At 38.1% G+C, this 22,070-nt stretch carries 23 protein-coding genes, 11 tRNA genes and 1 other annotated feature; of the genes, 25 read left to right on the top strand and 9 right to left on the bottom strand.

The window, feature by feature from the left end; all coding sequences use genetic code 11:
* The first annotated feature begins 46 nt into the window (after positions 1-46).
* The 14 genes from M3627_RS17005 to M3627_RS20920 all read left to right on the top strand — a co-directional run bounded on the left by M3627_RS17005 (position 47) and on the right by M3627_RS20920 (position 3,827).
* Positions 47-122: transfer RNA gene (locus tag M3627_RS17005), tRNA-Asp, on the top strand.
* A gap of 22 nt (positions 123-144) precedes the next feature.
* Positions 145-220 (top strand) — tRNA-Phe (locus tag M3627_RS17000).
* Positions 221-224: 4 nt separating this feature from the next.
* Positions 225-300: transfer RNA gene (locus M3627_RS16995), tRNA-Thr, on the top strand.
* 9 nt (positions 301-309) lie between these two features.
* Positions 310-393 (top strand) — tRNA-Tyr (locus M3627_RS16990).
* 6 nt (positions 394-399) lie between these two features.
* Positions 400-473 (top strand) — tRNA-Trp (locus M3627_RS16985).
* A gap of 25 nt (positions 474-498) precedes the next feature.
* Positions 499-574: transfer RNA gene (locus M3627_RS16980), tRNA-His, on the top strand.
* A 35-nt stretch (positions 575-609) separates the two neighbouring features.
* A tRNA-His gene (locus M3627_RS16975) sits at positions 610-685 on the top strand.
* A 1-nt stretch (position 686) separates the two neighbouring features.
* A tRNA-Gln gene (locus tag M3627_RS16970) sits at positions 687-758 on the top strand.
* Between the two features lie 6 nt (positions 759-764).
* Positions 765-839: transfer RNA gene (locus M3627_RS16965), tRNA-Gly, on the top strand.
* A 6-nt stretch (positions 840-845) separates the two neighbouring features.
* Positions 846-919, top strand: a tRNA-Cys gene (locus tag M3627_RS16960).
* A gap of 31 nt (positions 920-950) precedes the next feature.
* Positions 951-1,032, top strand: a tRNA-Leu gene (locus M3627_RS16955).
* 344 nt (positions 1,033-1,376) lie between these two features.
* Entirely contained in the window at positions 1,377-1,847 is a 471-nt protein-coding gene (locus M3627_RS16950) for a potassium channel family protein (protein ID WP_251556713.1), read from the top strand.
* A gap of 132 nt (positions 1,848-1,979) precedes the next feature.
* The gene (locus M3627_RS16945; RefSeq protein ID WP_169360659.1) at positions 1,980-3,542 is read left to right on the top strand and encodes an alkaline phosphatase family protein; all 1,563 of its coding nucleotides are present in this window, start codon (positions 1,980-1,982) and stop codon (positions 3,540-3,542) included.
* A 150-nt stretch (positions 3,543-3,692) separates the two neighbouring features.
* Positions 3,693-3,827 (top strand): hypothetical protein, encoded by a 135-nt coding sequence (locus tag M3627_RS20920; protein WP_277347124.1) that lies wholly within the window; start codon positions 3,693-3,695, stop codon positions 3,825-3,827.
* A 34-nt stretch (positions 3,828-3,861) separates the two neighbouring features.
* Here M3627_RS20920 and M3627_RS16940 read toward each other — a convergent pair whose 3' ends face one another.
* Entirely contained in the window at positions 3,862-4,938 is a 1,077-nt protein-coding gene (locus M3627_RS16940) for a threonine aldolase family protein (protein WP_251556712.1), read from the bottom strand.
* A gap of 133 nt (positions 4,939-5,071) precedes the next feature.
* Positions 5,072-5,289: a binding site (T-box leader), on the top strand.
* A 43-nt stretch (positions 5,290-5,332) separates the two neighbouring features.
* Here M3627_RS16940 and proS point away from each other — a divergent pair.
* The 3 genes from proS to M3627_RS16925 all read left to right on the top strand — a co-directional run bounded on the left by proS (position 5,333) and on the right by M3627_RS16925 (position 8,716).
* Positions 5,333-6,772, top strand: a complete 1,440-nt coding sequence (gene proS, locus M3627_RS16935; protein ID WP_251556711.1) for a proline--tRNA ligase — start codon at positions 5,333-5,335, stop codon at positions 6,770-6,772.
* 125 nt (positions 6,773-6,897) lie between these two features.
* Entirely contained in the window at positions 6,898-7,413 is a 516-nt protein-coding gene (locus tag M3627_RS16930) for an RNA polymerase sigma factor (RefSeq protein WP_251556710.1), read from the top strand.
* Positions 7,394-8,716 carry a hypothetical protein gene (locus M3627_RS16925; RefSeq protein WP_251556709.1) on the top strand — a complete coding sequence of 441 codons (1,323 nt, stop codon included), beginning with the start codon at positions 7,394-7,396 and terminating at the stop codon, positions 8,714-8,716. Before M3627_RS16930 ends, M3627_RS16925 begins: the two co-directional genes overlap by 20 nt.
* A 218-nt stretch (positions 8,717-8,934) precedes the next feature.
* On the opposite strand, the gene M3627_RS16920 is transcribed toward M3627_RS16925, so the two are convergent.
* Positions 8,935-9,453: a DIP1984 family protein gene (locus tag M3627_RS16920; RefSeq protein ID WP_251556707.1), complete on the bottom strand. Its 519-nt coding sequence runs from the start codon at positions 9,451-9,453 to the stop codon at positions 8,935-8,937.
* A gap of 3 nt (positions 9,454-9,456) precedes the next feature.
* Positions 9,457-10,146, bottom strand: a complete 690-nt coding sequence (locus M3627_RS16915; protein ID WP_251556705.1) for a B3/B4 domain-containing protein — start codon at positions 10,144-10,146, stop codon at positions 9,457-9,459.
* A gap of 57 nt (positions 10,147-10,203) precedes the next feature.
* On the opposite strand from M3627_RS16915, the gene queG reads away from it, so the two are divergent.
* From queG to M3627_RS16900, 3 genes are all read left to right on the top strand, one after another.
* Positions 10,204-11,343: a tRNA epoxyqueuosine(34) reductase QueG gene (gene queG, locus M3627_RS16910; RefSeq protein WP_251556703.1), complete on the top strand. Its 1,140-nt coding sequence runs from the start codon at positions 10,204-10,206 to the stop codon at positions 11,341-11,343.
* Positions 11,344-11,355: 12 nt separating this feature from the next.
* Complete coding sequence (gene trmL, locus M3627_RS16905) at positions 11,356-11,829, top strand: tRNA (uridine(34)/cytosine(34)/5-carboxymethylaminomethyluridine(34)-2'-O)-methyltransferase TrmL (RefSeq protein ID WP_251556701.1); 474 nt, start codon at positions 11,356-11,358, stop codon at positions 11,827-11,829.
* Positions 11,830-12,140: 311 nt separating this feature from the next.
* Entirely contained in the window at positions 12,141-12,323 is a 183-nt protein-coding gene (locus M3627_RS16900; protein WP_144541921.1) for a hypothetical protein, read from the top strand.
* Positions 12,324-12,392: 69 nt separating this feature from the next.
* Here the strand turns inward: M3627_RS16900 and M3627_RS20915 are convergent, their stop codons facing one another.
* A complete protein-coding gene (locus M3627_RS20915; RefSeq protein ID WP_285841735.1) occupies positions 12,393-12,527 on the bottom strand; it encodes a hypothetical protein in 135 nt (44 codons plus the stop codon).
* A 256-nt stretch (positions 12,528-12,783) separates the two neighbouring features.
* Here M3627_RS20915 and M3627_RS16895 point away from each other — a divergent pair, with 256 nt between their 5' ends.
* Complete coding sequence (locus M3627_RS16895; protein WP_251556699.1) at positions 12,784-13,614, top strand: aldo/keto reductase; 831 nt, start codon at positions 12,784-12,786, stop codon at positions 13,612-13,614.
* Positions 13,615-13,850: 236 nt separating this feature from the next.
* On the opposite strand, the gene M3627_RS16890 is transcribed toward M3627_RS16895, so the two are convergent.
* Positions 13,851-14,159 carry a hypothetical protein gene (locus M3627_RS16890; RefSeq protein WP_251556698.1) on the bottom strand — a complete coding sequence of 103 codons (309 nt, stop codon included), beginning with the start codon at positions 14,157-14,159 and terminating at the stop codon, positions 13,851-13,853.
* Between the two features lie 767 nt (positions 14,160-14,926).
* On the opposite strand from M3627_RS16890, the gene M3627_RS16885 reads away from it, so the two are divergent.
* Positions 14,927-15,346 carry a hypothetical protein gene (locus M3627_RS16885; protein WP_251556697.1) on the top strand — a complete coding sequence of 140 codons (420 nt, stop codon included), beginning with the start codon at positions 14,927-14,929 and terminating at the stop codon, positions 15,344-15,346.
* 74 nt (positions 15,347-15,420) lie between these two features.
* Here M3627_RS16885 and M3627_RS16880 read toward each other — a convergent pair whose 3' ends face one another.
* The 3 genes from M3627_RS16880 to M3627_RS16870 are packed head-to-tail and all read right to left on the bottom strand — an operon-like array spanning position 15,421 to position 17,217.
* Positions 15,421-16,269, bottom strand: coding sequence for an RluA family pseudouridine synthase (locus M3627_RS16880; protein ID WP_285841734.1), 849 nt, complete (start codon positions 16,267-16,269; stop codon positions 15,421-15,423).
* Positions 16,270-16,319: 50 nt separating this feature from the next.
* Positions 16,320-16,790, bottom strand: a complete 471-nt coding sequence (locus tag M3627_RS16875; RefSeq protein ID WP_251556696.1) for a thioredoxin family protein — start codon at positions 16,788-16,790, stop codon at positions 16,320-16,322.
* Position 16,791: 1 nt separating this feature from the next.
* Positions 16,792-17,217 carry a disulfide oxidoreductase gene (locus M3627_RS16870; protein ID WP_251556695.1) on the bottom strand — a complete coding sequence of 142 codons (426 nt, stop codon included), beginning with the start codon at positions 17,215-17,217 and terminating at the stop codon, positions 16,792-16,794.
* 130 nt (positions 17,218-17,347) lie between these two features.
* Between M3627_RS16870 and M3627_RS16865 the strand changes: the two genes are divergently transcribed.
* The 3 genes from M3627_RS16865 to M3627_RS16855 all read left to right on the top strand — a co-directional run bounded on the left by M3627_RS16865 (position 17,348) and on the right by M3627_RS16855 (position 21,142).
* Positions 17,348-18,889, top strand: coding sequence for a carbon-nitrogen hydrolase family protein (locus tag M3627_RS16865; protein ID WP_169360642.1), 1,542 nt, complete (start codon positions 17,348-17,350; stop codon positions 18,887-18,889).
* 18 nt (positions 18,890-18,907) lie between these two features.
* Positions 18,908-20,626: a phospho-sugar mutase gene (locus M3627_RS16860; RefSeq protein ID WP_251556694.1), complete on the top strand. Its 1,719-nt coding sequence runs from the start codon at positions 18,908-18,910 to the stop codon at positions 20,624-20,626.
* Between the two features lie 228 nt (positions 20,627-20,854).
* Positions 20,855-21,142, top strand: a complete 288-nt coding sequence (locus M3627_RS16855) for a hypothetical protein (protein WP_169360640.1) — start codon at positions 20,855-20,857, stop codon at positions 21,140-21,142.
* A 227-nt stretch (positions 21,143-21,369) separates the two neighbouring features.
* Here the strand turns inward: M3627_RS16855 and M3627_RS16850 are convergent, their stop codons facing one another.
* Complete coding sequence (locus tag M3627_RS16850; RefSeq protein WP_251556693.1) at positions 21,370-21,741, bottom strand: hypothetical protein; 372 nt, start codon at positions 21,739-21,741, stop codon at positions 21,370-21,372.
* Positions 21,742-22,070 lie beyond the last annotated feature (329 nt).

Here is a 22,070-nt window from a genome sequence, read left to right as displayed (position 1 = left end):
CATAACCCGAAGGTCACAGGTTCAAATCCTGTCCCCGCAACCAAATGGTCCCGTGGTGTAGCGGTTAACATGCCTGCCTGTCACGCAGGAGATCGCCGGTTCGATCCCGGTCGGGACCGCCATTTATCTTTAATGTACGTATGTGGCTCAGTAGCTCAGTCGGTAGAGCAAAGGACTGAAAATCCTTGTGTCGGCGGTTCGATTCCGTCCTGAGCCACCATTACGCCGGAATAGCTCAATTGGTAGAGCAACTGACTTGTAATCAGTAGGTTGGGGGTTCAAGTCCTCTTTCCGGCACCACTGTCTAGTGGAGGGGTAGCGAAGTGGCTAAACGCGGCGGACTGTAAATCCGCTCCTTAGGGTTCGGCGGTTCGAATCCGTCCCCCTCCACCAGTTATTAGGGGCATAGTTTAACGGTAGAATAGAGGTCTCCAAAACCTTTGATGTGGGTTCGATTCCTACTGCCCCTGCCAAATAATAAGTTAACTTTGAATAATGGCGGTTGTGGCGAAGTGGTTAACGCACCGGATTGTGATTCCGGCATTCGTGGGTTCAATTCCCATCAGTCGCCCCATATTCTATCTGGTTAGCTCTTTTTTTTATTCTGTGGCGGTCGTGGCGAAGTGGTTAACGCACCGGATTGTGATTCCGGCATTCGTGGGTTCAATTCCCATCGGTCGCCCCATTGGGGTATAGCCAAGCGGTAAGGCAACGGATTTTGATTCCGTCATGCCCTGGTTCGAATCCAGGTACCCCAGTTATTTGCGGAAGTAGTTCAGTGGTAGAACACCACCTTGCCAAGGTGGGGGTCGCGAGTTCGAACCTCGTCTTCCGCTCCAAATTAAGGCGGCATAGCCAAGTGGTAAGGCACAGGTCTGCAACACCTTTATCACCGGTTCAAATCCGGTTGCCGCCTCCAATTTTAAAAAAGTATTTACTGCCTTCAATATGCCGGTGTGGCGGAATTGGCAGACGCGCGGGACTCAAAATCCCGTATCTTCGGATGTGTCGGTTCGACCCCGACCACCGGTATCATATTCGTGACTTAACGTCATACATATCAAGATCTCTAACAACTATGTTAGAGGTCTTTTTTGTTGTTTCCTAAAAGGGCGTAATCCCATGTATAAGAGTAATGAATGTCTAGATAACACCAAAAGAGTTCAGGCTGTTATTAACGAAAATAATTATTGCATTAGAAGGCTCTTAAGAATCGTTTCCATGTCTTTTTGTCCTTAAGTAATAAATACGTACATTCCCATGCATACTACGTCTTAATTGATGAAATAAAAGGGTATCTATATTTTCGTTTTCATATTAGTTACTTTGTATATTTTTAAACTGGATGGACACGAGAGACAGAGAGGAAAAGACGCATGTTTTCTACGATACTAATGGGATTGACAATCTTATTTTTGGTAACAACCTTATACTATTTCTTTTCAGGTCATAAATATAAGAAAAGCTATTTTCAGTCAACTTTATTCCAAAAGCTATTTTTCGCTATGCTTGGCATTACTTTTGGATTTGCTGTTCTTTATTACTTATTGTCTATGGAAGGAGATGTAGTAAGAGTCAGCACTGAAGAGGGGAAAAATGGAGGAGAAAATTTTTTAGATTATCTCTATTTCAGTGGAGTCACCATTTTATCAGTAGGCTATGGTGACTTGGTGCCTGTAGGAAAGGCGCGGTTCTTTGCGCTTATACAATCAGCGATCGGTCTTCTGCTGCCAACCGCATTTTTTGTTAGTGCTTTGAGTGAAAAGGGAGGTAGCAGTGGAGAAGATGCAAAAAACGAAAATGAAAGTGAGCAAAGCAGTGACAATGATGGGCAAACAGGTAGTTGATGTGTCTTTCCTATAAAGTAAAACAACTGTTGAAGATGTCATCTGAAAAGAATATCTTTTATCATTAAATAAGCATGTATTCATTTCGAAATCACCATACTAACAATACGAATGGAAGATAGGTGACTAAAAGTGAAGAAAACAGTACTAATCATATTAGCTATATTGCTTGTTGTATGTGGAGGACTTATATTAGCTATTTCTATGTCTCCAACTAAAAAGCTTAAGGAAGTTAAGATCGAAGCTACTAAAAAGCCGGTAGTTCTTATTGTTGTCGATTCATTAATGGCAGAACCATTGCAGCAGACGATAAAAGAGGGAAAGGCACCGGCGTTCTCATTTTTAATAAATAATGGTGATTTCTATCCAGATTTTATTAGTTCTTATCCAACAATGTCCGTGACAATAGATAGCACCTTGTTGACTGGAACATATGCAAATCAGCATAAAATTCCAGGCTTAATTTGGTTTAAAAAAGATGAGGAACGCATGGTCAGTTATGGAAGTGGGATCAGGGAGATATGGGACAATGGAGTTAAAAATGTAGTGGCTGATAGTGTTATTCGTCTGAATGAAACACATTTAAGTAAGGAAGTTCTAACAATTCACGAAGAATTGGCAAATGCTCAAATTCAGACTGCTTCTGTTAATGGATTATTATACCGGGGTAGCTTTCAGCAGGATTTACATGTACCTAAGCTACTTTCTATTACAGATCTCTTGCCAAAAGAGATAAAAGTGAAAGGACCAATGCTTTTTTCGCTCGGTGGCTTATCTCAATATAATCCAGAGAACGACAGATATAAATACGTCTGGAAGCGGATGGGGGTAAACAATGAGTTTACTTCTAATGAACTGACTTATCTAATTGGACAAGGGAAGCTTCCCGCCTTTACTCTAGCCTATTTCCCAGATGCGGATGCTTCCATACATAAAAATGGTCCTGGTGATAGATCTGGGATTGAGAAGGCTGACCAAGCACTGCAAGAGCTGTTGAATAGTTTTGGCTCTTGGGAAGATGCAGTAGAGGAGGTAACATGGGTAGTCCTGGGTGATAGTGGTCAATCTGCAGTTAAGGAAGAAAAGGAAACGGCTTTGATTGATTTAAATGAATTGTTAAAGGGTTACACCTTCTTAGAAAGAGGAAAAGAAAATGCACAGCTAGCCATCGCAGTGAATGAACGAATGGCCTACATCTATTTAAATGATAAAAAAATCTCTTTTTCTGATGTAGTAGAAAGATTAAAAAAGGATGAACGAATTGGTTTTATTGCATGGAGCGATGAACAAACGAATCATGTTATAAGCACAAACGACAAAGAACTCACCTTCTCACCAAATGGGCCTTATATAGATGAATACAAGCAGTCATGGCAATTAGAGGGAGATATGGCTACTCTAGATATAAAAGATGAGCAAGGAACTTTACGCTATCACACATATCCTGATGCGCTAGCTCGGCTCTACGGCGCACTCCACTCCCAAACCGGAAAAGTTATCATAGTAGATGCAAAGCCTTCTTACGAATTTATTGAAAAACATAGTCATGATCATGCTGGTGGCGGTGCACATGGCTCCCTCCATCGGGTAGATTCCGTTGTTCCCCTAATCGTTTCGGGTGAGACAGAAAGACCACCATCCAACCGACTTGTGGATGTGAAGGAGTGGGTAATAGGGTTGTTGGGTGGCTCATAAAGGAGAGCCGCCTTTTTTATGTAAGCCCAGTAATTATGAACTTTTTACTGTCCCAATAAATATTTGTAATTTCCATTATTAAGAAGTTTTATTTTTCTACAATAGGGAATAACATAATTAGAATCAAAAAAAGAAAGGCGAGGAATTAAAATGATTAAAACATATAACTTTATTATCGAAGGAAAAATTATTGAGGTACACGCAACTTCTAAAACAGAAGCGCAAAGCAAGGCAAACCATATATATGAAGAACTTAAAAGTGAACAGTATCAGCAACAGCAATAAAAGACTCTTAACGAGACGTTAAGAGTCTTTTATTTTATTTCATTTTTTCATTTAAATTCAAAAATAATTGTTCTAGTTGTTCTTTTGGAATTTCTAGATAAGAATCTCCAATACTTATTTCAATTTTACATTTATCCCCATCCAGCTCACTTAAATAGCTAGAAATCCCTATGCGGTTATCAAGCTGGGCTTTGCTAAGAATAGCTGTCATTTCCTCTTGAGAACGATTAAAATGGACATGAAACATATTGGAAACAGGTATTTCTGGTACAGTGTAAATATCCTTACAATCATTAAATAGCTGTGCCAGCTCTACAGAATTTTGGTAGTATTGCTCCATTTTGTGTGCTCGCTTATCAAAATAATAATCTGCTGATAGAATATAAGGATACAAGCTTATAAGTGTTCCACCATAACGCTTTCTCCAAATTTTAGATTTCTCTATGAAATCCTCGTCACCGGCTAGAATAGCTCCCGCAATACCACCAATTCCTTTATAAAAAGACATATAAACACTGTCAAATAGGTCGCAAACCTCAGAGGCTGTTTTATTATAGTACGGTAATACTTCTAAAAGTCGGGCTCCGTCTAAATGAAGCTTTATACCATTTTCACGACAATAGGCTGAAATCTGTTCTAATGTTTCAAAGCTAGGAAGCTGGCCACCAATTTCTCTTTGAGGTAGCTCCAATAAAAGACATGCTATGTCTTCTTTAAGGTTTTTTACGTCCTCTAGCTCAATTACTCGATTCTTGTCTGCCAGCAGGATCGTTTTAATCTGGTGTAATTCCTTTAAACCATCCATCTCGTGTATTTCTAAATGACATAAAGGGTGATAGGCAACCTGGTTAAGCTGCTTCTCATCGCACCAAATACGTAAGGCGATTTGCTGAGCCATTGTACCGCTAGGGAAAAATGCAGACGTTCCCTTACCTAAAAGTTTAGCCATTTTCTTCTGAAAGTCTTCTATAATAGACCCGTTACCATAGATATCGCTGAATTGGTCCTCAGAAACATCCTTCAATGCATCCTTTAAGACGGAGATATCTCGATTCCTATGACCGGATAAATAATATGTACATTCGTTAAAGGAACTTTTTAAATCATTCATGTAATCTTCCCCTATCTTGTTTTGTCTTTACCATACTGTAAGTATAATGTATTTTTATTCTGATTGTTTAAATTAATTGGTATAAAAGAAGTACGTTGTATTAATACGTTACTTTTGGTATATTATTAGTAATATACAATCTACGATGTGATCAAGTAAATGAGAATTGTGAAACAGAAAATATAGCGTTTGCTGAGAGCTATATCACCACTTCTTGTTGAAACCTACCACGGAGATGTTATGCAAACATAACCGATTCGTTATCGTTATCAAACGTTTTAGAGGGCTTAAACTATTTTAAGCTAAACTAAGGTGGTACCACGTCTATTCAAGCACAAGGACGTCCTTTTACAAGGACAGACTTGTGCTTTTTATATTTTAAGGAGGAAAAGTAATGACTAATCAACAGCAAAACGATTTTACTAAATGGTATATCGACACGATTCAAAAAGCAGATTTAATGGATTATACACCAGTACGTGGATGTATCGCATTTAAACCGGACGGCTACGAAATCTGGGAGCATATCCAAACAGAGATGAACCAACGCTTTAAAGAGACAGGACACCGTAACGCTTATTTTCCAATGTTAATTCCAGAATCATTTTTCCAAAAGGAAAAGGATCATATTGAAGGTTTCTCTCCAGAGCTTCCATGGGTTACAGAGGCTGCAGGTGAAAAACTAGAGGAGCGTTTAGCACTTCGTCCAACCTCTGAAACAATGATTGGCCATCTGTATTCAGATTGGATCAAAAGCTATCGTGACCTACCTGTACTGATCAACCAATGGGCTAACGTATTCCGTTGGGAAAAGAAGACACTTCCTTTCATTCGTACCTCTGAATTTTTATGGCAAGAGGGACATACAGCTCATGTGGATGAAGAGGAAGCACGTCAAGAAACAATGCAAATGCTAAATATTTATAAAGAGGTAGTAGAGGGACTTTTAGCTATTCCTGTATATGATGGTCAAAAAACTCCATCTGAACGCTTTGCAGGGGCAGTAGATACTTTTTCCATCGAAGCTATGATGAAGGATGGAAAAGCGGTTCAGGCTGGAACTTCTCATTACCTTGGAACTAAATTCGCTGAAGCATTCGATATCAAATATTTGAATAAAGAAAACAAGCACCAGCATGTGCATACGACTTCTTGGGGAACTTCTACTCGATTAATCGGATCTGTGATCATGGTTCATGGTGATGAGCAAGGTCTTGTATTGCCACCACGTATTGCACCGACACAAGTTGTTTTAATACCAGTCGGGCCATGGAAAAAGAACCCAGCAATAATGGAAAAACTAGATGAAATCTTTGCTGCATTAAAAGCAAAAGGTATCCGAGTTCGTTTAGACGATTCTGATCAATCACCTGGCTATAAATTTAATGAGTGGGAGCTTAAAGGTGTGCCAGTTCGCGTTGAATTAGGACCACGTGATTTAGAAAACAATCAAGTGCTTATGAAGGCTCGCGATTTAGATGAGAAAGAATCAGTTGATATAAATGTTATTGTGGAGCGTGTGGAAGAAGAGCTAAACACAATGCAAACTCGTCTATTAGAAAAAGCGCGTGCATTCCGTGATGCAAACTCTCATACCCATGTCGATTCCATGGATCAGCTGAAACAGCATTTAGAGGACTCTTCGGAAAAAGGAGAAATCCCTGGATGGATCCTTGCTGGATGGTGTGGAGACGATGCTTGTGAGGAGCATGTTAAAGAAGAAACAAAATTCACAACACGTAATATTCCATTCAATCCACCAGCTGAAAAATCAACTTGTATTAATTGTGGAAAAGAATCGAAACACACGGTATGGTTTGCAAGATCATACTAATTAAATATGGAACACATAAATCAGTCATTGTTTCTACAATGGCTGATTTTTTTATTTTCAAAAGTCTTGTAAGATTAAGGAAAGTAAAACGTCTAATGAAGTAGTAGGGAGATAGGGGGGATCACTTGGAAAGGGATTTAATGGAGGAGTGGTTTGAGTTATATGAGCGGGATGTGACCAGCTTCCTCATTTACTATACAGGCTCTATGGATGTTCAGGACCTGGTGCAGGAAACTTTTCTTCGTGGATTGAAGAAGATTGCCTACTTTAAGGAAGGGGCACATCCAAAAACATGGTTAATAACCATCGCAAAGAATATAGTGGTTGATCGCGCTAGAAAGAATAATATTTGGAATCGAATAAAATACGTTTTGCGAGATGAAAAACAGATAGAGGGATTAGATCATACTGTTTTACTTGGTGAGATGAATCAAGAATTATATCTAGCTATAAATAAATTGCCAGCTAAAAACAAAGAGGTAATTATTTTAAAGGCAATATTAGAAATGACTTCTAAACAAGTAGCCGAGATTCTAGAATCCAATGAAAACCACGTGAATGTTCTTTATCACCGTTCGCTAAAGAAGCTGAAGAGCATTTTGGAAAAGGAGGGATTTGAGTATGAAGCGAGAACACGATGATTTGGAGGAACGGTTGCGCAATCTTCCGAAGCATTCTCTTGATAAAGAAGAAAAGAGAAAAGTGATTTACAGCATTCGAAATGCTCCAAAATCAAACCGACTAAAGTTTCTAAACCCTCTATCTGTTTTTGTTGCAGCGGCCTGCCTTTTAATGGTTGCTTATTTAGCAAGCCCCATGTACAACCCAGATTTAACGAAAGAAACAGAAGTAGGCATGGGCTCGTTGACAGAGCAGGAATTTATAAAAAGCCTCGATCTTCAAATAGATGATATTAAAAGCACGGAGGTTTCAATGAATGCATCAGGGGAGAAGCTCCATGCAGTTAGGACGGAGTTATCTTTAATGTCTAAAGAGCTTATACCAATAGATGTTTGGCATTCTATGGAGTTTCGAGCGGAAAATAAATACCTTTTCTTAAAGGACAGTTACGGTATTGGAAATAGGGCAAGCTATAATTCAAATCCGAATAAGGGTAGATATGATTACACAATTACATTTGAATCTTTATATGCAAATTATTCCGAAGCAGAACTACAAAAATTATTAGAGGCAAGCAAAGATATCAAGTTTTCGGTGGCTTATAAGGGAAAAACGTATGATTTAAATAATGAGTCACCAAAATTCGCTACACTAGACGCACCTTTCGCTACTTCATTTCCTTTACAAGATTCGCCACAAAATGTAATAGGGATAGAAGGGAAAATTGGAATACTAGGGCCTGACAATTTCGTTGAAGAGGATACTCGTCGAGGTGCAAAGCTTATGCTCTACTATTGGAGTGATCCTGAATCTTTAGTTGGAAAGGAATATAAGGTAGAGGCGATAAACAGTTATGGAGAGAAGCTTTTATTGTCAGAGGGATTATTAGCCGCCGGTTTATATAGTGAGGACGCTCATATTTTAACAAGCTTCCCAGCCTTTACTATAGAGGGAGAGTGGCAGCTCTCCTTTTATGTGGAAGAAGAATTGTTTGAGACATTTAGGATAGAGGTCCTTCCGCCTTTTCCAAAGTCCGAACATTACGTGCTGCTAGATTCACCTAAGGAGATTCAAATTGGTGAAACTTCTAATGTACTTATAGAAAGCTCTATTGGGGAAAAGGAAAGTATAGAGGTTCTTTTAGTAAATTCAAATGGAGATGAAATTGTACAGAGGAGTAGCTTTCAAAATGATCAAAACCCTGTGATTGACGCAGTTAACGGACAAAGATTATTCCATTACGAGGGAGAGATCAAATTTCCTAAGGAAGGTTCCTGGTACCTTGAAATAGATGGAGAAAAAACACAGGTCTTTGAAAATTAACTAAGCAAAAACGCTCCTTCCCTAAAATGGAAAGGAGCGTTTTTCATAGTAGGAAGTCCGGTCGTACACTAATTGGAGGTCGATTGCAGTTGCAATGGTTAGTCATTAGTTATTAGTCACAAAGTAAATGGTAAATGGTCATTGGTTTGCCACCAGTTAAATTGTAATGACCTCCTACTACGCCTTGGCAAGGAGTCTCACCTTACCAAGGATACATATTAAGCATATTTTTCATCATCAAAGGCAATAGTAACGGCATAGTTTTTCGCGTTAATCAGTCCAGATAATTTATTGGCATCCTTTTCAAAGTCTAATGCTTTTTTTCGGTATTCCTCTGGCTCATATAAGGCAACTTCTACATAAGTGGTTCCTTCGCCGTAGCCGCTGAACTGGATTCTTTGCTTTTCATGGCTTCCTAGCTGTTTATATACTCTTGCCTGGGCACGAAGCTGAGTAGCTAGTTCAATTGCTTCCACAATGGTGAGTTCAGCTTCTTTATATGTAACTGTATTGTTTAAGTTAGCCTCGTATATAAGTCGATCAAGCTTTCTAATATCCGAGCGAATATCATTCATTTCTAAATCGATTGCGCTTACAGTTCGTATAGGGGGAGCAGGAGTAGTCCCCTTCTCGATAACAGTGAAACCGACACGCATCATTTCTATCTCCAACTCTTGAACCCTCTTCAATAAAATACTCTTAAGCTTTACTGCCTCTGCAAGAAGTATTGGTGCCATAATTTATATCCTCCATTCTATTTGGTTACTGTCTAATACAACACTTGCGGCTTCTCCACCGTGTACTTGCGTGAACATTTGTCCCATGGATTCTAATAATTTTACCGCTTCTTCCTGACTCATAGAAGGTCGTAGATATACTACTTGTATAGCACTCGTTGTGCTTTCAGTAACTGCCGTTCGTTTAGAATCGACAAATGGACTTCCGAATGAACCTATTTCATCTTGAAGTGTTAAAATCCCGTGTAAATTATTTTCTCTACCATTTAATCCAAGATAACTTGTTTCTTTATTGCCTACAGTGATGAAAATGTCGCCTTTCAGCTGTGCCAGGTCATAAATTCCAAGAGGAATCTCATAGCGCATAGAGAAGAAGTTATTTAAATCTACAGCAGAATGCATAGGTGTGATATAATTTTGTTTTGCAATCCTTCTGTACATTGCTTCCATAGAAGGACGATAACGGTTAGGGTCTGCTCCAAGCTTTTTCCAAAGACCTCGCCATTCCTTTATCCCATCAAAATCATTAACTGCTTTTTCCTCTAATTCGAAAAAAAGCTGTTCTTGAAATAATTGGAGGCGTCCCTTAAGCATTTGAGGGGAAGATGATACAATAATTTTGTTATAATAAATAAGGCCAATTTTAAAAGTAGGCTCTATTTGTAATAGAGAAGTATCTAATTTTACAAACATTTTAAACCATCCTTGTATATATTTTCTTCATTGTACCATACAGAAAGGAGAACTCTAGTGAATATAAACCAGTTTCAACAGAACCTCATAGAATACGCTGCATCCATTGGAATTGATAAAATTGGTTTTACCACTGTTTCTCCATTTCATGAATTGAAAAATCATCTGATTCGCCAGCAGGAGCTAGGATATGCTTCCGGCTTCGAGGAGCCGGACATTGATAAAAGGACCAATCCTCAGCTTTTAATGGAGGAGGCACAGAGCATTATATCTATAGCTATTGCGTATCCGTCTAAAATGAAGGATGCACCACAAAGTGTAAAGGGAGCGAGACGTGGAATATTTGCTCGAGCCTCATGGGGGATGGATTACCATACCGTTTTAAGAGAAAAGCTCGCTCAGTTAGAATTATATATTTTAACGCACATACCAGAAGCTAGGCTGCGCTCAATGGTCGATACTGGTGAACTGTCAGACCGTGCTGTTGCCGAACGTTCTGGGATTGGGTGGAGCGCCAAAAATTGTTCTATCATCACCCCTGAATTTGGATCTTATGTTTACTTGGGAGAAATGATCACCTCTATTCCTTTTGCTCCAAGTGAACAGATGGAAGATCAGTGTGGAGACTGCAGGCTTTGTCTAGATGTCTGCCCTACTGGTGCGTTAATAGAAGGTGGTCAGCTGAATGCCCAAAGATGCATCGCCTTTATCACCCAAACGAAAACGATGGTGCCTGATGAGTTTCGAGCGAAGATAGGGAATCGGATATATGGCTGTGATACATGCCAAACCGTCTGTCCTAAAAACAAAGGCAAGGCTAATCTTCATCAGGAAGCATTTAAGCCGGATCCAGAGCTTGTTAAGTCTCTATTGTTACCACTGTTAGGCATGACGAATCGGACCTTTAAAGAAACGTATGGTCATATGTCTGGTTCATGGAGAGGAAAAAATCCGATTCAACGAAATGCAATCATTGCATTGGCACATTTTAAAGAAGAAGGAGCCGTTCCAACGCTGATCGAACTAATGCTACACGATGCAAGGCCAGTTATAAGAGGAACAGCAGCATGGGCATTAGGCAAAATCAATACAGAGGAAGGCTTGCTTGCATTAAAGGAAGCAGAAAAAACAGAGCAAGAAGAACAGGTTTTAGAAGAGATTCGCAAGGGTCTTGCGTTTTATACAATTGAAAATTAGGAAGTGGAATCATTGAGTATTAATGTCGTTTTATATCAACCAGAAATTCCTGCAAACACAGGAAATATTGCTAGAACATGTGCAGGTACAGGAGCTAAGCTTCATCTTATCCGACCATTAGGATTTTCTACAGACGATAAAATGCTAAAGCGTGCAGGATTAGATTATTGGGAGCATGTGGACATCACCTATTATGATGGGTTAGATGAATTTTTCGCTGCTCACCCTGAAGCTGAATATTACCTCATCACTAAATTTGGCGCGAAGCCACATACTACTTTTGATTTTAGTGATTCAGAGAAGGATCATTTCTTTATATTTGGACGTGAGACGAAGGGACTTCCACGTGAGTTTATCGATGCACATCCAGACCGTGCGCTTAGAATACCGATGAATGATAATATTCGTTCATTGAATCTCTCGAATACTGCAGCAATTCTTATTTATGAGGCTTTGCGTCAACAGGATTATCCAAACTTACATTAATAAAAAAACGGACGATGTCTTATGCAGACTCGTCCGTTTTTATGTTGAATAATTATTATTTCTCAGATGCACCTGGTTTGTCGTCGTATCCTGCAGTGAAAATTGCAGTAAGAAACGCAACACAAACGCCAAGAATAAGGATTAGTTTCATACTTAAGCGCCTCCTCTATATATTCTAAATCTTAGTATAACCTAATTTGTAAAAAAATGAAACGATACAATAAAACGAAATTATGTCTGAAATAGAAAGTGTCAAAGTTGCATGTAACGTGTGATTCTACTAGGATAGATAAAAAGGAGTGATTTTTTAAATGGATAATTTGAAAAATGGTCCAGAGAACGGCTCAATGGCAACAAATATGGACGAGGTAAAAACATTAGGCAAGCAAATGGAACGCATGAGAGATAACCAAGAGCTAGAAGAAGATAACCGTGTATCAGACCCTGCTCAATCAGATAGTGCTACAATTATGAAGAAGCGGAAAGACGACTGATTCTTCAGTCGTTTTTTTCTTGAGTTTGCCTGTCGGGGCAGAAATAGGCGTCTGTGCATTTCTTGATGTCTAGCTCCGGCGCCTTGCCCCTCGGGGGCAAATGGATAAAAGCTGTGGTGGCTGGAGAACTGCCTCCTCGCTTTTTTCCATTTGCCTGTCGGGGCAGAGATAGGCGCCTATGCTTTTATAGATATCTAGCTTCATCGCCTTCCCTCGGGGTCAAATGGATAAAAGCTGTGGTGGCTGAGGAACTGCCTCCTCGCTTTTTCCCATTTGCCTGTCGGGGCAGAAATAGGCGATTACGCTTTTATAGATATCTAGCTTCATCGCCTTGCCCCTCGGGGTCAAATGGGAAAATACCGCGGTGGCTGAGGAACTGCCTCCTCGTATTTCCCCATTTGCCTGTCGGGGCAGAACCAGGCGATTACGCTTTTATAAATATATGGGAAGGATGAGATTAATGGAATTACTAGAGGATTCAACAAAGAGATTGGCTAATGGAGTTGAGATGCCGCGTCTTGGGTTAGGGGTATATAAGATGACCGAGCCTGAGGTTGCTCTAGAGGCAATTACATATGCTTTGGAATCTGGCTACCGCCATATCGATACAGCTTCATTATATGCAAATGAAAGAGAAGTTGGTGAAGCAATACGAACTTCTGGAATCTCACGCAAAGAGATTTTTGTAACTACTAAGGTTTGGAATACCGATCAAGGCTACGATCAGACGTTAAGAGCCTTTGAAAAGTCTTTAGAGCTATTAGGTATGGATTATGTAGATCTATACTTAACTCATTGGCCAGTTGCTGAGAGTTATATAGATACATATCGTGCAATTGAACGTCTTTATGAGGAGAAGCTTATTCGAGCGACAGGCGTATCTAATCATAATCAGCACCATTTAGAGGCAATAGCCGCTAAGGCTAATATAAAGCCTATGGTCAATCAGATAGAGTGCCATCCTAGACTGACGCAGTATGATCTTAGAGAGTACTGTGCCTCCGAAGACATTGCAGTTACGTCTTGGTCACCTCTAGCTAGAGGTAGATTATTAGAGGAGCCTACGTTGGCTCGCATCAGTGCTAAGTATGGGAAATCTACCGCGCAGGTGATTATCCGCTGGCATTTACAGCATGACTTGATTGTTATTCCAAAGTCTATTACTCCGGAAAGAATCCATGAAAATTTCGATGTGTTTGACTTTGAATTATCATTTGAAGATGTAAAAAATATTGATGCACTTAATTTAAATGAGCGAACTGGAGCAGATCCAGATAATTTTAGCTTTTAATAAATGAAAAAAAATGGTCGTTACTGAGGGGATTTCAGTAACGACCATTTTTATTCGCTGTTATAACATGTATGAACTTTTCCCTGTGAAAGAATAGGAAGTAAAAGGGATACAGCGTCAATAAAGGGGGTTTATTCTAATATTACCCATTTGTCATTATTTTATTCAAAATATTTATGGAAAACTACTTGTTAAAGTTTATTAATTGAAGGCTTTCTTTGAAACTGATAACCATCCTAGCCCCACCACATTATACAAACAAATACTGACCACAAGGATACGATGAGGCCAACCATGACAGTACCTAAAATGTATACATCATTAAACTTGTTATCTATTTTTTTAAACTTAACCAATACTGATACTAAAAAAGGTGTAGCTAAGTATAGGATGATACTAATTACCGTTATGATGGTTAAGTAATATATAGGTGGGACGTTACTCGCCATAATTTCATCTACAAAATAGGCTAAAGCTTGTCCAAATAAGCCTAACAGGGTTGCACTTATTATTAATACCCACAAAAGAAAGTGCCATTTTTTCAAAACTCATGCCTCCTTTGTTAATTTAGAGTATAGTATATTTAGTGTAATTTTACACTAAATATAACTAATATGCCGAAAATTTTAATCTTAATTTTGAAGGGAATCTCAATTATTTATAGAAAGTATGTAGGGTGCTTTTAATGGAAATGATTCAGCGACCGAAGAGGGTATACCATTTAAGTTTATGAGGGAATGTTTGAAGAAGTTTATCTCTTTTTTCACCCTTTTATTAAACCAGAAACAATGCTATGTTCATATAAAAATAAAAAGCTTTGTTAAAGTTATTGGTTGATTTTGACTAACAATTCTTTTTTATAGTGACTGTAAACATAAACAATTGAACTTTCAAATGGCTATTCAGAACATAAATAGATGATGAAAATGGGGTTGGTGACAGTTTTTTAGCTTTGTTTATGCGAGTAAATTTATTAGTTCTTTATCAATGTTAAAGCTGTTCCCATTTATTGATTGGAGCGACAGACGGCGACTCCAGTGGGATGAGTGAGACAGATAAGACATCACAACCGCGCGCGTTAGCGACGGGTGATGGCTTATCGCTCACCCCACGGAAAGCGTCCGGCTGGGGCGGAAATCAATTCTACTCTCTGATCTAAAATTTCTTTGGATTATAAATCAACCCTACCCTTTAACATAGGAAAATAAAATAATAAATAGTTACAACCTGTAATCTGAAAGGTTTTTATTGCGAAGAAAGCACCATTGGAGTATAAGGTGATTTTATAATGTATCAAAAGGAGAGATTTATAATGACTTTTGAGGAGCTAATAAAAGAAAAAGGATACCATATTTCATTTGAAAGTATTTCAGAACCTCGGATAGATGGAATACAGCTTAAAATCATAGTAAATAAAAGTGACAATCCAACTGATTTACTTATTTATCCCCACCCAGATAGTAATGTTACAAGGTTACAGATTGATTTTAAAAACTATATATCCTATTACGTTATTTATGATGATTATACTAAATGGAATGATGAAGAAGAGTACGAGGGGGAATCCTTCGTTATTTACACGAAGTCTAACTTATTACGTTTCTTACAAAAGGATTCTTCATTAGACTCTTACTTTCCAAATGAAACAATTACTCATTACTCCTTGTCCTGTATCGAACATAGAGTTGATATATTGTCAAAATATGAGCCGGTAATAACAGAGATACATTAAACACATATTTTGATCTAAAAAAAGCTCTCGAAATTGTAATTTCGAGAGCAACTTTTTTATTCAAATCTAGAATATTATCGCTTATCCTCAGCAATAATTACTTCTCCAGTAATTGGATGCTTGAATTGAACCTTGAACGCATGTAATTCATATGTTTTAGTAGGTGATCTTTTTGCTCCATACAAGTCATCTCCAACAATTGGGTGACCTAAATGTGCTAAATGTACTCGAATTTGATGCGTACGACCCGTTTCTAAAATAGCATGCACCTTTGTAAATTGGTCATGTCGGCCGACTACCTCATAATGGGTAATTGCCAGCTGTCCAGAAGGAGATACACGTCTTCTAGTAGGATGGTGTCGGTCGCTTCCAATAGCAGCACGAACGGTACCATGATTACTCTTCATTTGACCTTCTACAATCGCTTCATACGTGCGGACAATTTCTTTTTGCTCAATCATTCGGTCTAGCATGCCTTTAACGATTGGATTCTTCGCTACTACTACCAGCCCTTTTGTGCCTTCGTCGATGCGATGGATATGCTCACCGTAGGAATGTCCCTTGCTCTGCAAGTAATGGGTAACTGTATTCATTAAAGTATGGTTTTGACCTTGCTCGTTAGGGTGGGTCGACACTCCACGTGGCTTAGAGGCGATGAGTAAATACTCGTCCTCATAGGCAATATACAAAGGGATTTGGTCAGATGGTAAATAGCTGGAGGATTCTCCTTCCCATTTGAAAGTCAAAACATTGCCCTTCTGCTGTGGTAATTTCCATTGTAATAGTTCCCCGTCTTGATCGGTCACAGCTTTTTGCATTCGGAGCTCATGTATAAGTTTCTTGCCGAGCTTCCATTTAGTTTGGAGCAGCTGATCGATTGTCAGATCATCCTCTTGAATCGTATAAGTAAGTATATGTTGCATAATCTCTCTCCTTTAAAAAAAGTCATGTCAATGAGACATGACCCTTTTCTTTATTTTAATACAACTTGATCAAAAAATGCTTGAATATTTTCATTTGGCTGAGCATTAGGCATGCGAGCCACTTCTTTACCATTTTCAAAATGAATTAAGGTAGGTGTACCTTCGATTTGGAAATCATCCCATCCTTGTTCATACTCTAAAACATTATATTTTAAAATCTCTACATTGTTTTCCTCGGCAAGTGGCGTCAATCTTGGCGTCATTTCCTTACAATGTGAGCATTCAGGACTGAAGAAATAAACTGTAAAGGTTTCCCCTTTTTTAATTTTATTATCTAGATCCTTTGGTAAAATAATATTTTGGTAATTTGGATCATCAAGTAAGTCAATAGTGGATTGCTTTAGATTATCGGTATCATAAGGATTATTCTCTAAAGCATTTTTATTTTTTTGACTGTTTAATACAAAAATTAATACAAAAACTAATATTATTACTCCGCCGATTATGGCAACTTTCTTCATGTTACTTGTCCTCCTTGAGACTCTTCAAAATAACTAAGCTACTAATTGCGATTAAAAGAAACGCTATTAAAGCTAAGAATGGGATAGTGATAAATCCGAATACATTTATATATTCACCAGTACAAGGAACTCTACCGCAAGCAGGGGCTACGTCCTGTAAAAAAGCCAGCTTTTGTAGACTATAATGATAAATAGAGAAGCATAGTCCTATTGTAGAAAATATAAGAGTAGTAACAGCTATCTTTGCATTTTTTTGTGCTATAGCTATCCCAAGTATGATCACAAGAGGATACATGAGAATGCGCTGATACCAGCATAACTCGCATGGCTCGTATTGCCGTATCTCAGAGAAATACAAGGAACCCAGAGTCGCTACAAATGCAACGGACCACATGAATAACATAATATTTTCGATTTTCTTAGTCATAGTTATGCTCCTTTAAAATGCTTTGAACTCAAATAGAATTATAAGCGTTAAAAGAGGGCATGTAAAATATTTTATATGTGAACAAAAGAGTTATATAATGAAAGTTAGTACTAAAAAGAGGAGCGGTATAATGTCAGAAGAATTTGATTTATCACAGTTTGAAAAAAGTATGATTATTAGAGAAATGACTTTCTCAGATATAGATTCGATTTTAGAAATTTCACGTTTATGTTTCCCAGGTATGGACCCTTGGAAGGTTGAACAATTAAAAAGTCACTTGACCATATTTCCAGAGGGACAATTGGTTGCCGAATTAGACGGCAAGGTAATTGGCTCCTGTTCAAGTCTTATTATTAACTTTGATGAGTACGATGATCGCCATTCTTGGTCTGACGTGACTGATAAAGGGTATATCACCAATCATAATCCAGATGGATATAATCTATATGGGATTGAAGTGATGGTACATCCTAAGTATCGCCGAATGAAAGTTGGACAAAGACTTTACGAAGGTAGAAAGGACATTGCACGCCAATTCAATTTAAAATCAATCATTATTGGTGGACGTGTACCTAATTATCACAAGCATGCCGATGAAATGTCACCACGTGAATACGTAACTGCCGTATCTCGACATAAAATCTATGATCCAGTTCTAACATTCCAGCTTATGAATGGCTTTACGCTAATGCGTATTAATCCAAATTATTTACCAGATGACGTTGCCTCTGCAAAATATGCAACATTAATGGAATGGAATAACGTCGATTATATTCCATTGTCTAAGCGACACTTTAAAACAAGCTACCCGGTACGAATTTGTGCAGTTCAATATATGATGCGAAAGATTAATTCTTTTGAGGAATTCGCTAACCAATGTGAGTACTTTGTAGACGTTGCTTCAGACGCGCAATCAGACTTTGTGGTATTCCCAGAAATTTTTACAACACAGCTTATGTCATTTTTAGATGAACAATCTCCAAGCCAGGCTGTACGTAAGCTAACAGAGTACACTCCTCAATATATGGAGCTATTCTCTGATCTTGCTGTACGATATAACATTAACATTATTGCGGGTTCCCATTTCGTAGAGGAAGAAAATGAGGAAATATATAATATTGCTTACTTGTTCCATCGTGATGGATCTATTGATAAGCAATATAAAATTCATATAACTCCTAATGAAAGAAAATGGTGGGGGATCAGTGCAGGAGATTCCGTTAAAGTTTTTGATACAGACTGTGGGAAAATTGCCATCCAAATATGCTATGACATCGAATTTCCAGAGCTTGCAAGAATTGCAACAGATATGGGAGCAAATATTATTTTCACTCCATTTTGTACCGAAGATCGCCAAGGCTATTTAAGAGTTCGATATTGTGCTCAGGCTCGCGCTGTCGAAAATCAAATCTATACGGTAATCTCTGGGACTGTAGGGAATTTACCTCAAACTGAGAATATGGATATCCAGTATGCTCAATCAGCAATCTTTGCCCCTTCTGATTTTGAATTTGCTCGTGACGGAATCGTTGGAGAAACAGAGCCTAACGTGGAAATGGTATTAATCGGAGATGTGGATTTAGAAATTTTAAGAAGACAGCGTCAAGATGGTACTGTTAAGCATTTAAAAGACCGTCGACATGATGTATACAGTATAGATTATAAAAAATGATGGATGGAGTAGAGATATATGTCCTATAAAAAACTCTTCGAACAATGGAATAGTACAAATGAGATGGAAACGGTATGGAAGGAAGACTTAGCGCTTTTAGCGAGAGATGAAAAAAGACAAGAGGATGCCTTTTACAGAGATTTGGAATTTGGAACTGGTGGTATGCGAGGAGAAATAGGAGCTGGCACGAACCGTATAAACAATTATACGGTTCGCAAAGCAACGACGGGTCTAGCAGAATATATCAAGGCTGCTGGTAAGGACGCAATGAATCGTGGTGTAGTTATTGCTTATGATAGTCGAAGATTTTCTCCAGAGTTTGCACAAGAGGCAGCGAACACGCTAGCTGCTGCTGGTATTAAGGCTTATATTTATCGTGAGCCTAGAACAACTCCACAGCTTTCTTTTTCAGTGAGAAAGCTTAATGCATATATGGGGATTGTTATTACTGCTAGTCATAACCCACCTGAATACAATGGTTATAAAGTATACGGGCAAGACGGCGCCCAGTTAAATTTACAGGATGCAGATACTGTTATTGAATATGTTAAAAAAGCGGGAGACGCACTATCTATTAAAAATAATGAAATTGATGAGGATCTAATCGTTTATTTAGATGAGAGCATGGATTCCTCATACATAGATGCGTTAAAAACGGTACAAGAAAATCCCAAACTAGCATCAAAGACAGATTTAAAGGTAGTATTTACCCCATTACATGGGGCTTCGGGTAAAACTACAAAGCGTATTTTGGCCGAAGCAGGCTATCAGCATATCTTTTTCGTGGACGAGCAAATGGAGCCAAATGGAGATTTTCCAACGGTTGTGTCTCCTAACCCAGAGGAGAAAAGTGCCTTTGAATATGCTATCCGATATGGTGAGCAGCATGAAGCTGATATTTTAATAGCTGTAGATCCAGATGGTGACCGTGTAGGAGCAGCAGTTAAGACAAAAAGTGGCTATAAACTCCTGACTGGCAATCAAACCGGGGCTATTTTAATAGAGTACCTATTGATGATGCGTAAGGAAAAAGGGACGATGCCAGCAAAAGGCCGAGTGTTTAAAACAATTGTCACGTCTGATTTAGGCAGAGTAATAGCAGAATACCACGGCGCAAGTACGGAGGACGTGCTAACAGGTTTTAAATTTATCGGTGAGAAAATTAAACACTACGAGGAAACAAAAGAATATGAGTTTCTTTTTGGTTATGAGGAAAGCTATGGCTATTTAGTAAAGGACTTTGCAAGAGATAAGGATGCAATTCAAAGTGTCTTGGCATTAGTAGAAGCAGCTGCCTACTATAAACAGAAGGGGCTGACATTAGTAGATGTCTTGAACAGTCTATATGAAAGACATGGCTATTATCTAGAAGGCTTAGTGTCCGTTACGAAAAAAGGCGTAAGCGGAGCAAATGCGATTGCTAACCTGTTAGAGCAAATCAGAGTGAACCCTATAACAGAAGTTGCAGGTATCGAAGTGCTATCTCAGGAAGATTATTTATCATCTCTAAGAACATTTACGGATGGCAGAGAGCAAGAGAAGATATTGTTGCCTTCTTCCAATGTATTAAAATACTTCTTGGCAGACGGTTCCTGGGTATGTGTAAGACCAAGTGGAACAGAGCCAAAAATCAAATATTATTTTGGAGTAACTAGTGATTCAACAGAAGAAAGCCAGAAAAAGCTGGAAGCGATTAAAGAATCCTTTACGGGCAATTTAAATCAATATTTAGAATAGAGAAGAGGCGCTGAAATTTTTTCAGCGTCTTTCATAATATAAAGAAGGATTTAAAAAGAGCATGGTCTATGGATTATTTTAGTTGTATTTAAGGTAATATTATAATCAGTAATTTAAAGTGATAATTGTATATTATTGGTATAATATAAGTGCAAAGACGGTTTAGCTGAAATTTTGTTTTGGCTTATTATGTATAATGTCAAATTTGGCTATAGGAGTGTTGTTTAAATGTTAACTTCTTTGTTCGTTTTGGTGCTAGTTTTTGGGATACTAACTTTCATTCTTACTTTTAAACGATCTTGGACATTTAACTTAATAATATGGGGCATTTATTTAGCTGTTATATTTGCACCAATATTCACTGTTGTGTATGCATTTATGTATGAGAACATATTCGAAAGCGGATTGGCAGGAAGAGCATTCGTCCTGTTCGAAATAATTGCATTTCTAATGGTCGTAGTTGGTTGTATTGGAATTATTAAAAAGAAAAAGATGAAATCTGATGTTCAATTATAAATCAGCTATTCACTAGAGGTGTAGAATAGGATTTACTATATGAATTTTAAATATGATAAAAGTTTAATCGTATTCAAGGAAACTCTTGAGTACTTTTTTTATTAAGGCTATGTTAAAGGTCAAGGTTGATTTTAGATACACATAAAAAAATGAGCTAGAATATTTTCTCCCGGCCCATGTTAATTTAATATTTGCTAAAGCACCTCGTGAGCATAACAAGGAATTCTTTAATCTTCACTATTATTTACTTTATAGTAGTCACTTTCCATAAATTTATCATAATTTCCATCGTGTTCTCTTTTGACTAGAACGACTTTACTATCTTCGTTCGAGGAGTATATTTCTTCTCCAACTTCTAGAAAATTGGATGATAGATTGTCCTTTGGCATTACTTCTTTATCAACTTTTTTATTAACTTCTCCAATTTTATCCGCGACTGTGAATTCATTATTTTCAATATCACCTTGCCAAGTGTACTCTTTCCCATCAATTATCAAATATGCACCATAAGAACTTTCCGAACTTCCACTATTACAACCAGACAACACAACTAAAACAAAAAGATGTATTAGTAATGATAGAATGCTTTTTCTAAGCATATTAACTCCCCCTTCACCGAAATAGACAAGTGAATTTTACAATGGTTTCAAAAATAAAGCACATGTTCAACTAAATTGCTGCTTTAGTTTAATAAGAAAAAGACTTTACTCCTTTTTGATACAGATAGGTAAGCTTTTGAAGTTATCACCAGCTTTTCCCCTCGTTCACACCGTACGTGCGACTTTCACCGCATACGGCGTTCCAACTAATCCAATTCTATTTCATCATCAACACAGTTAATGTCAAATGAACTTCCGTGTCTCAATTCTTCCGTTTTAATAAGTCGGTGCCATCCATTGGGAGGTGAACCTCTATTAGTCTTACGAGA

This window comes from Psychrobacillus sp. MER TA 171 (assembly GCF_023713305.1).
Taxonomy (GTDB): Bacteria; Bacillota; Bacilli; order Bacillales_A; family Planococcaceae; genus Psychrobacillus.
This window is presented reverse-complemented; position numbering and strand designations above follow the sequence as displayed.

Coding starts and splice junctions, on each gene's coding strand:
- M3627_RS16885 (WP_251556697.1), top strand. CDS start 14,927: ATGACTTTTGAGGAGCTAATAAAAGAAAAAGGATACCATATTTCATTT.
- M3627_RS20915 (WP_285841735.1), bottom strand. CDS start 12,527: ATGAAGCTAGATATCTATAAAAGCATAGGCGCCTATCTCTGCCCCGAC.
- M3627_RS16870 (WP_251556695.1), bottom strand. CDS start 17,217: ATGACTAAGAAAATCGAAAATATTATGTTATTCATGTGGTCCGTTGCA.
- M3627_RS16865 (WP_169360642.1), top strand. CDS start 17,348: ATGTCAGAAGAATTTGATTTATCACAGTTTGAAAAAAGTATGATTATT.
- M3627_RS16850 (WP_251556693.1), bottom strand. CDS start 21,741: ATGCTTAGAAAAAGCATTCTATCATTACTAATACATCTTTTTGTTTTA.
- M3627_RS16900 (WP_144541921.1), top strand. CDS start 12,141: ATGGATAATTTGAAAAATGGTCCAGAGAACGGCTCAATGGCAACAAAT.
- M3627_RS16875 (WP_251556696.1), bottom strand. CDS start 16,790: ATGAAGAAAGTTGCCATAATCGGCGGAGTAATAATATTAGTTTTTGTA.
- M3627_RS16925 (WP_251556709.1), top strand. CDS start 7,394: ATGAAGCGAGAACACGATGATTTGGAGGAACGGTTGCGCAATCTTCCG.
- M3627_RS20920 (WP_277347124.1), top strand. CDS start 3,693: ATGATTAAAACATATAACTTTATTATCGAAGGAAAAATTATTGAGGTA.
- M3627_RS16880 (WP_285841734.1), bottom strand. CDS start 16,269: ATGCAACATATACTTACTTATACGATTCAAGAGGATGATCTGACAATC.
- M3627_RS16855 (WP_169360640.1), top strand. CDS start 20,855: ATGTTAACTTCTTTGTTCGTTTTGGTGCTAGTTTTTGGGATACTAACT.
- proS (WP_251556711.1), top strand. CDS start 5,333: ATGACTAATCAACAGCAAAACGATTTTACTAAATGGTATATCGACACG.
- M3627_RS16860 (WP_251556694.1), top strand. CDS start 18,908: ATGTCCTATAAAAAACTCTTCGAACAATGGAATAGTACAAATGAGATG.
- M3627_RS16920 (WP_251556707.1), bottom strand. CDS start 9,453: ATGGCACCAATACTTCTTGCAGAGGCAGTAAAGCTTAAGAGTATTTTA.
- M3627_RS16915 (WP_251556705.1), bottom strand. CDS start 10,146: ATGTTTGTAAAATTAGATACTTCTCTATTACAAATAGAGCCTACTTTT.
- M3627_RS16895 (WP_251556699.1), top strand. CDS start 12,784: ATGGAATTACTAGAGGATTCAACAAAGAGATTGGCTAATGGAGTTGAG.
- M3627_RS16940 (WP_251556712.1), bottom strand. CDS start 4,938: ATGAATGATTTAAAAAGTTCCTTTAACGAATGTACATATTATTTATCC.
- M3627_RS16950 (WP_251556713.1), top strand. CDS start 1,377: ATGTTTTCTACGATACTAATGGGATTGACAATCTTATTTTTGGTAACA.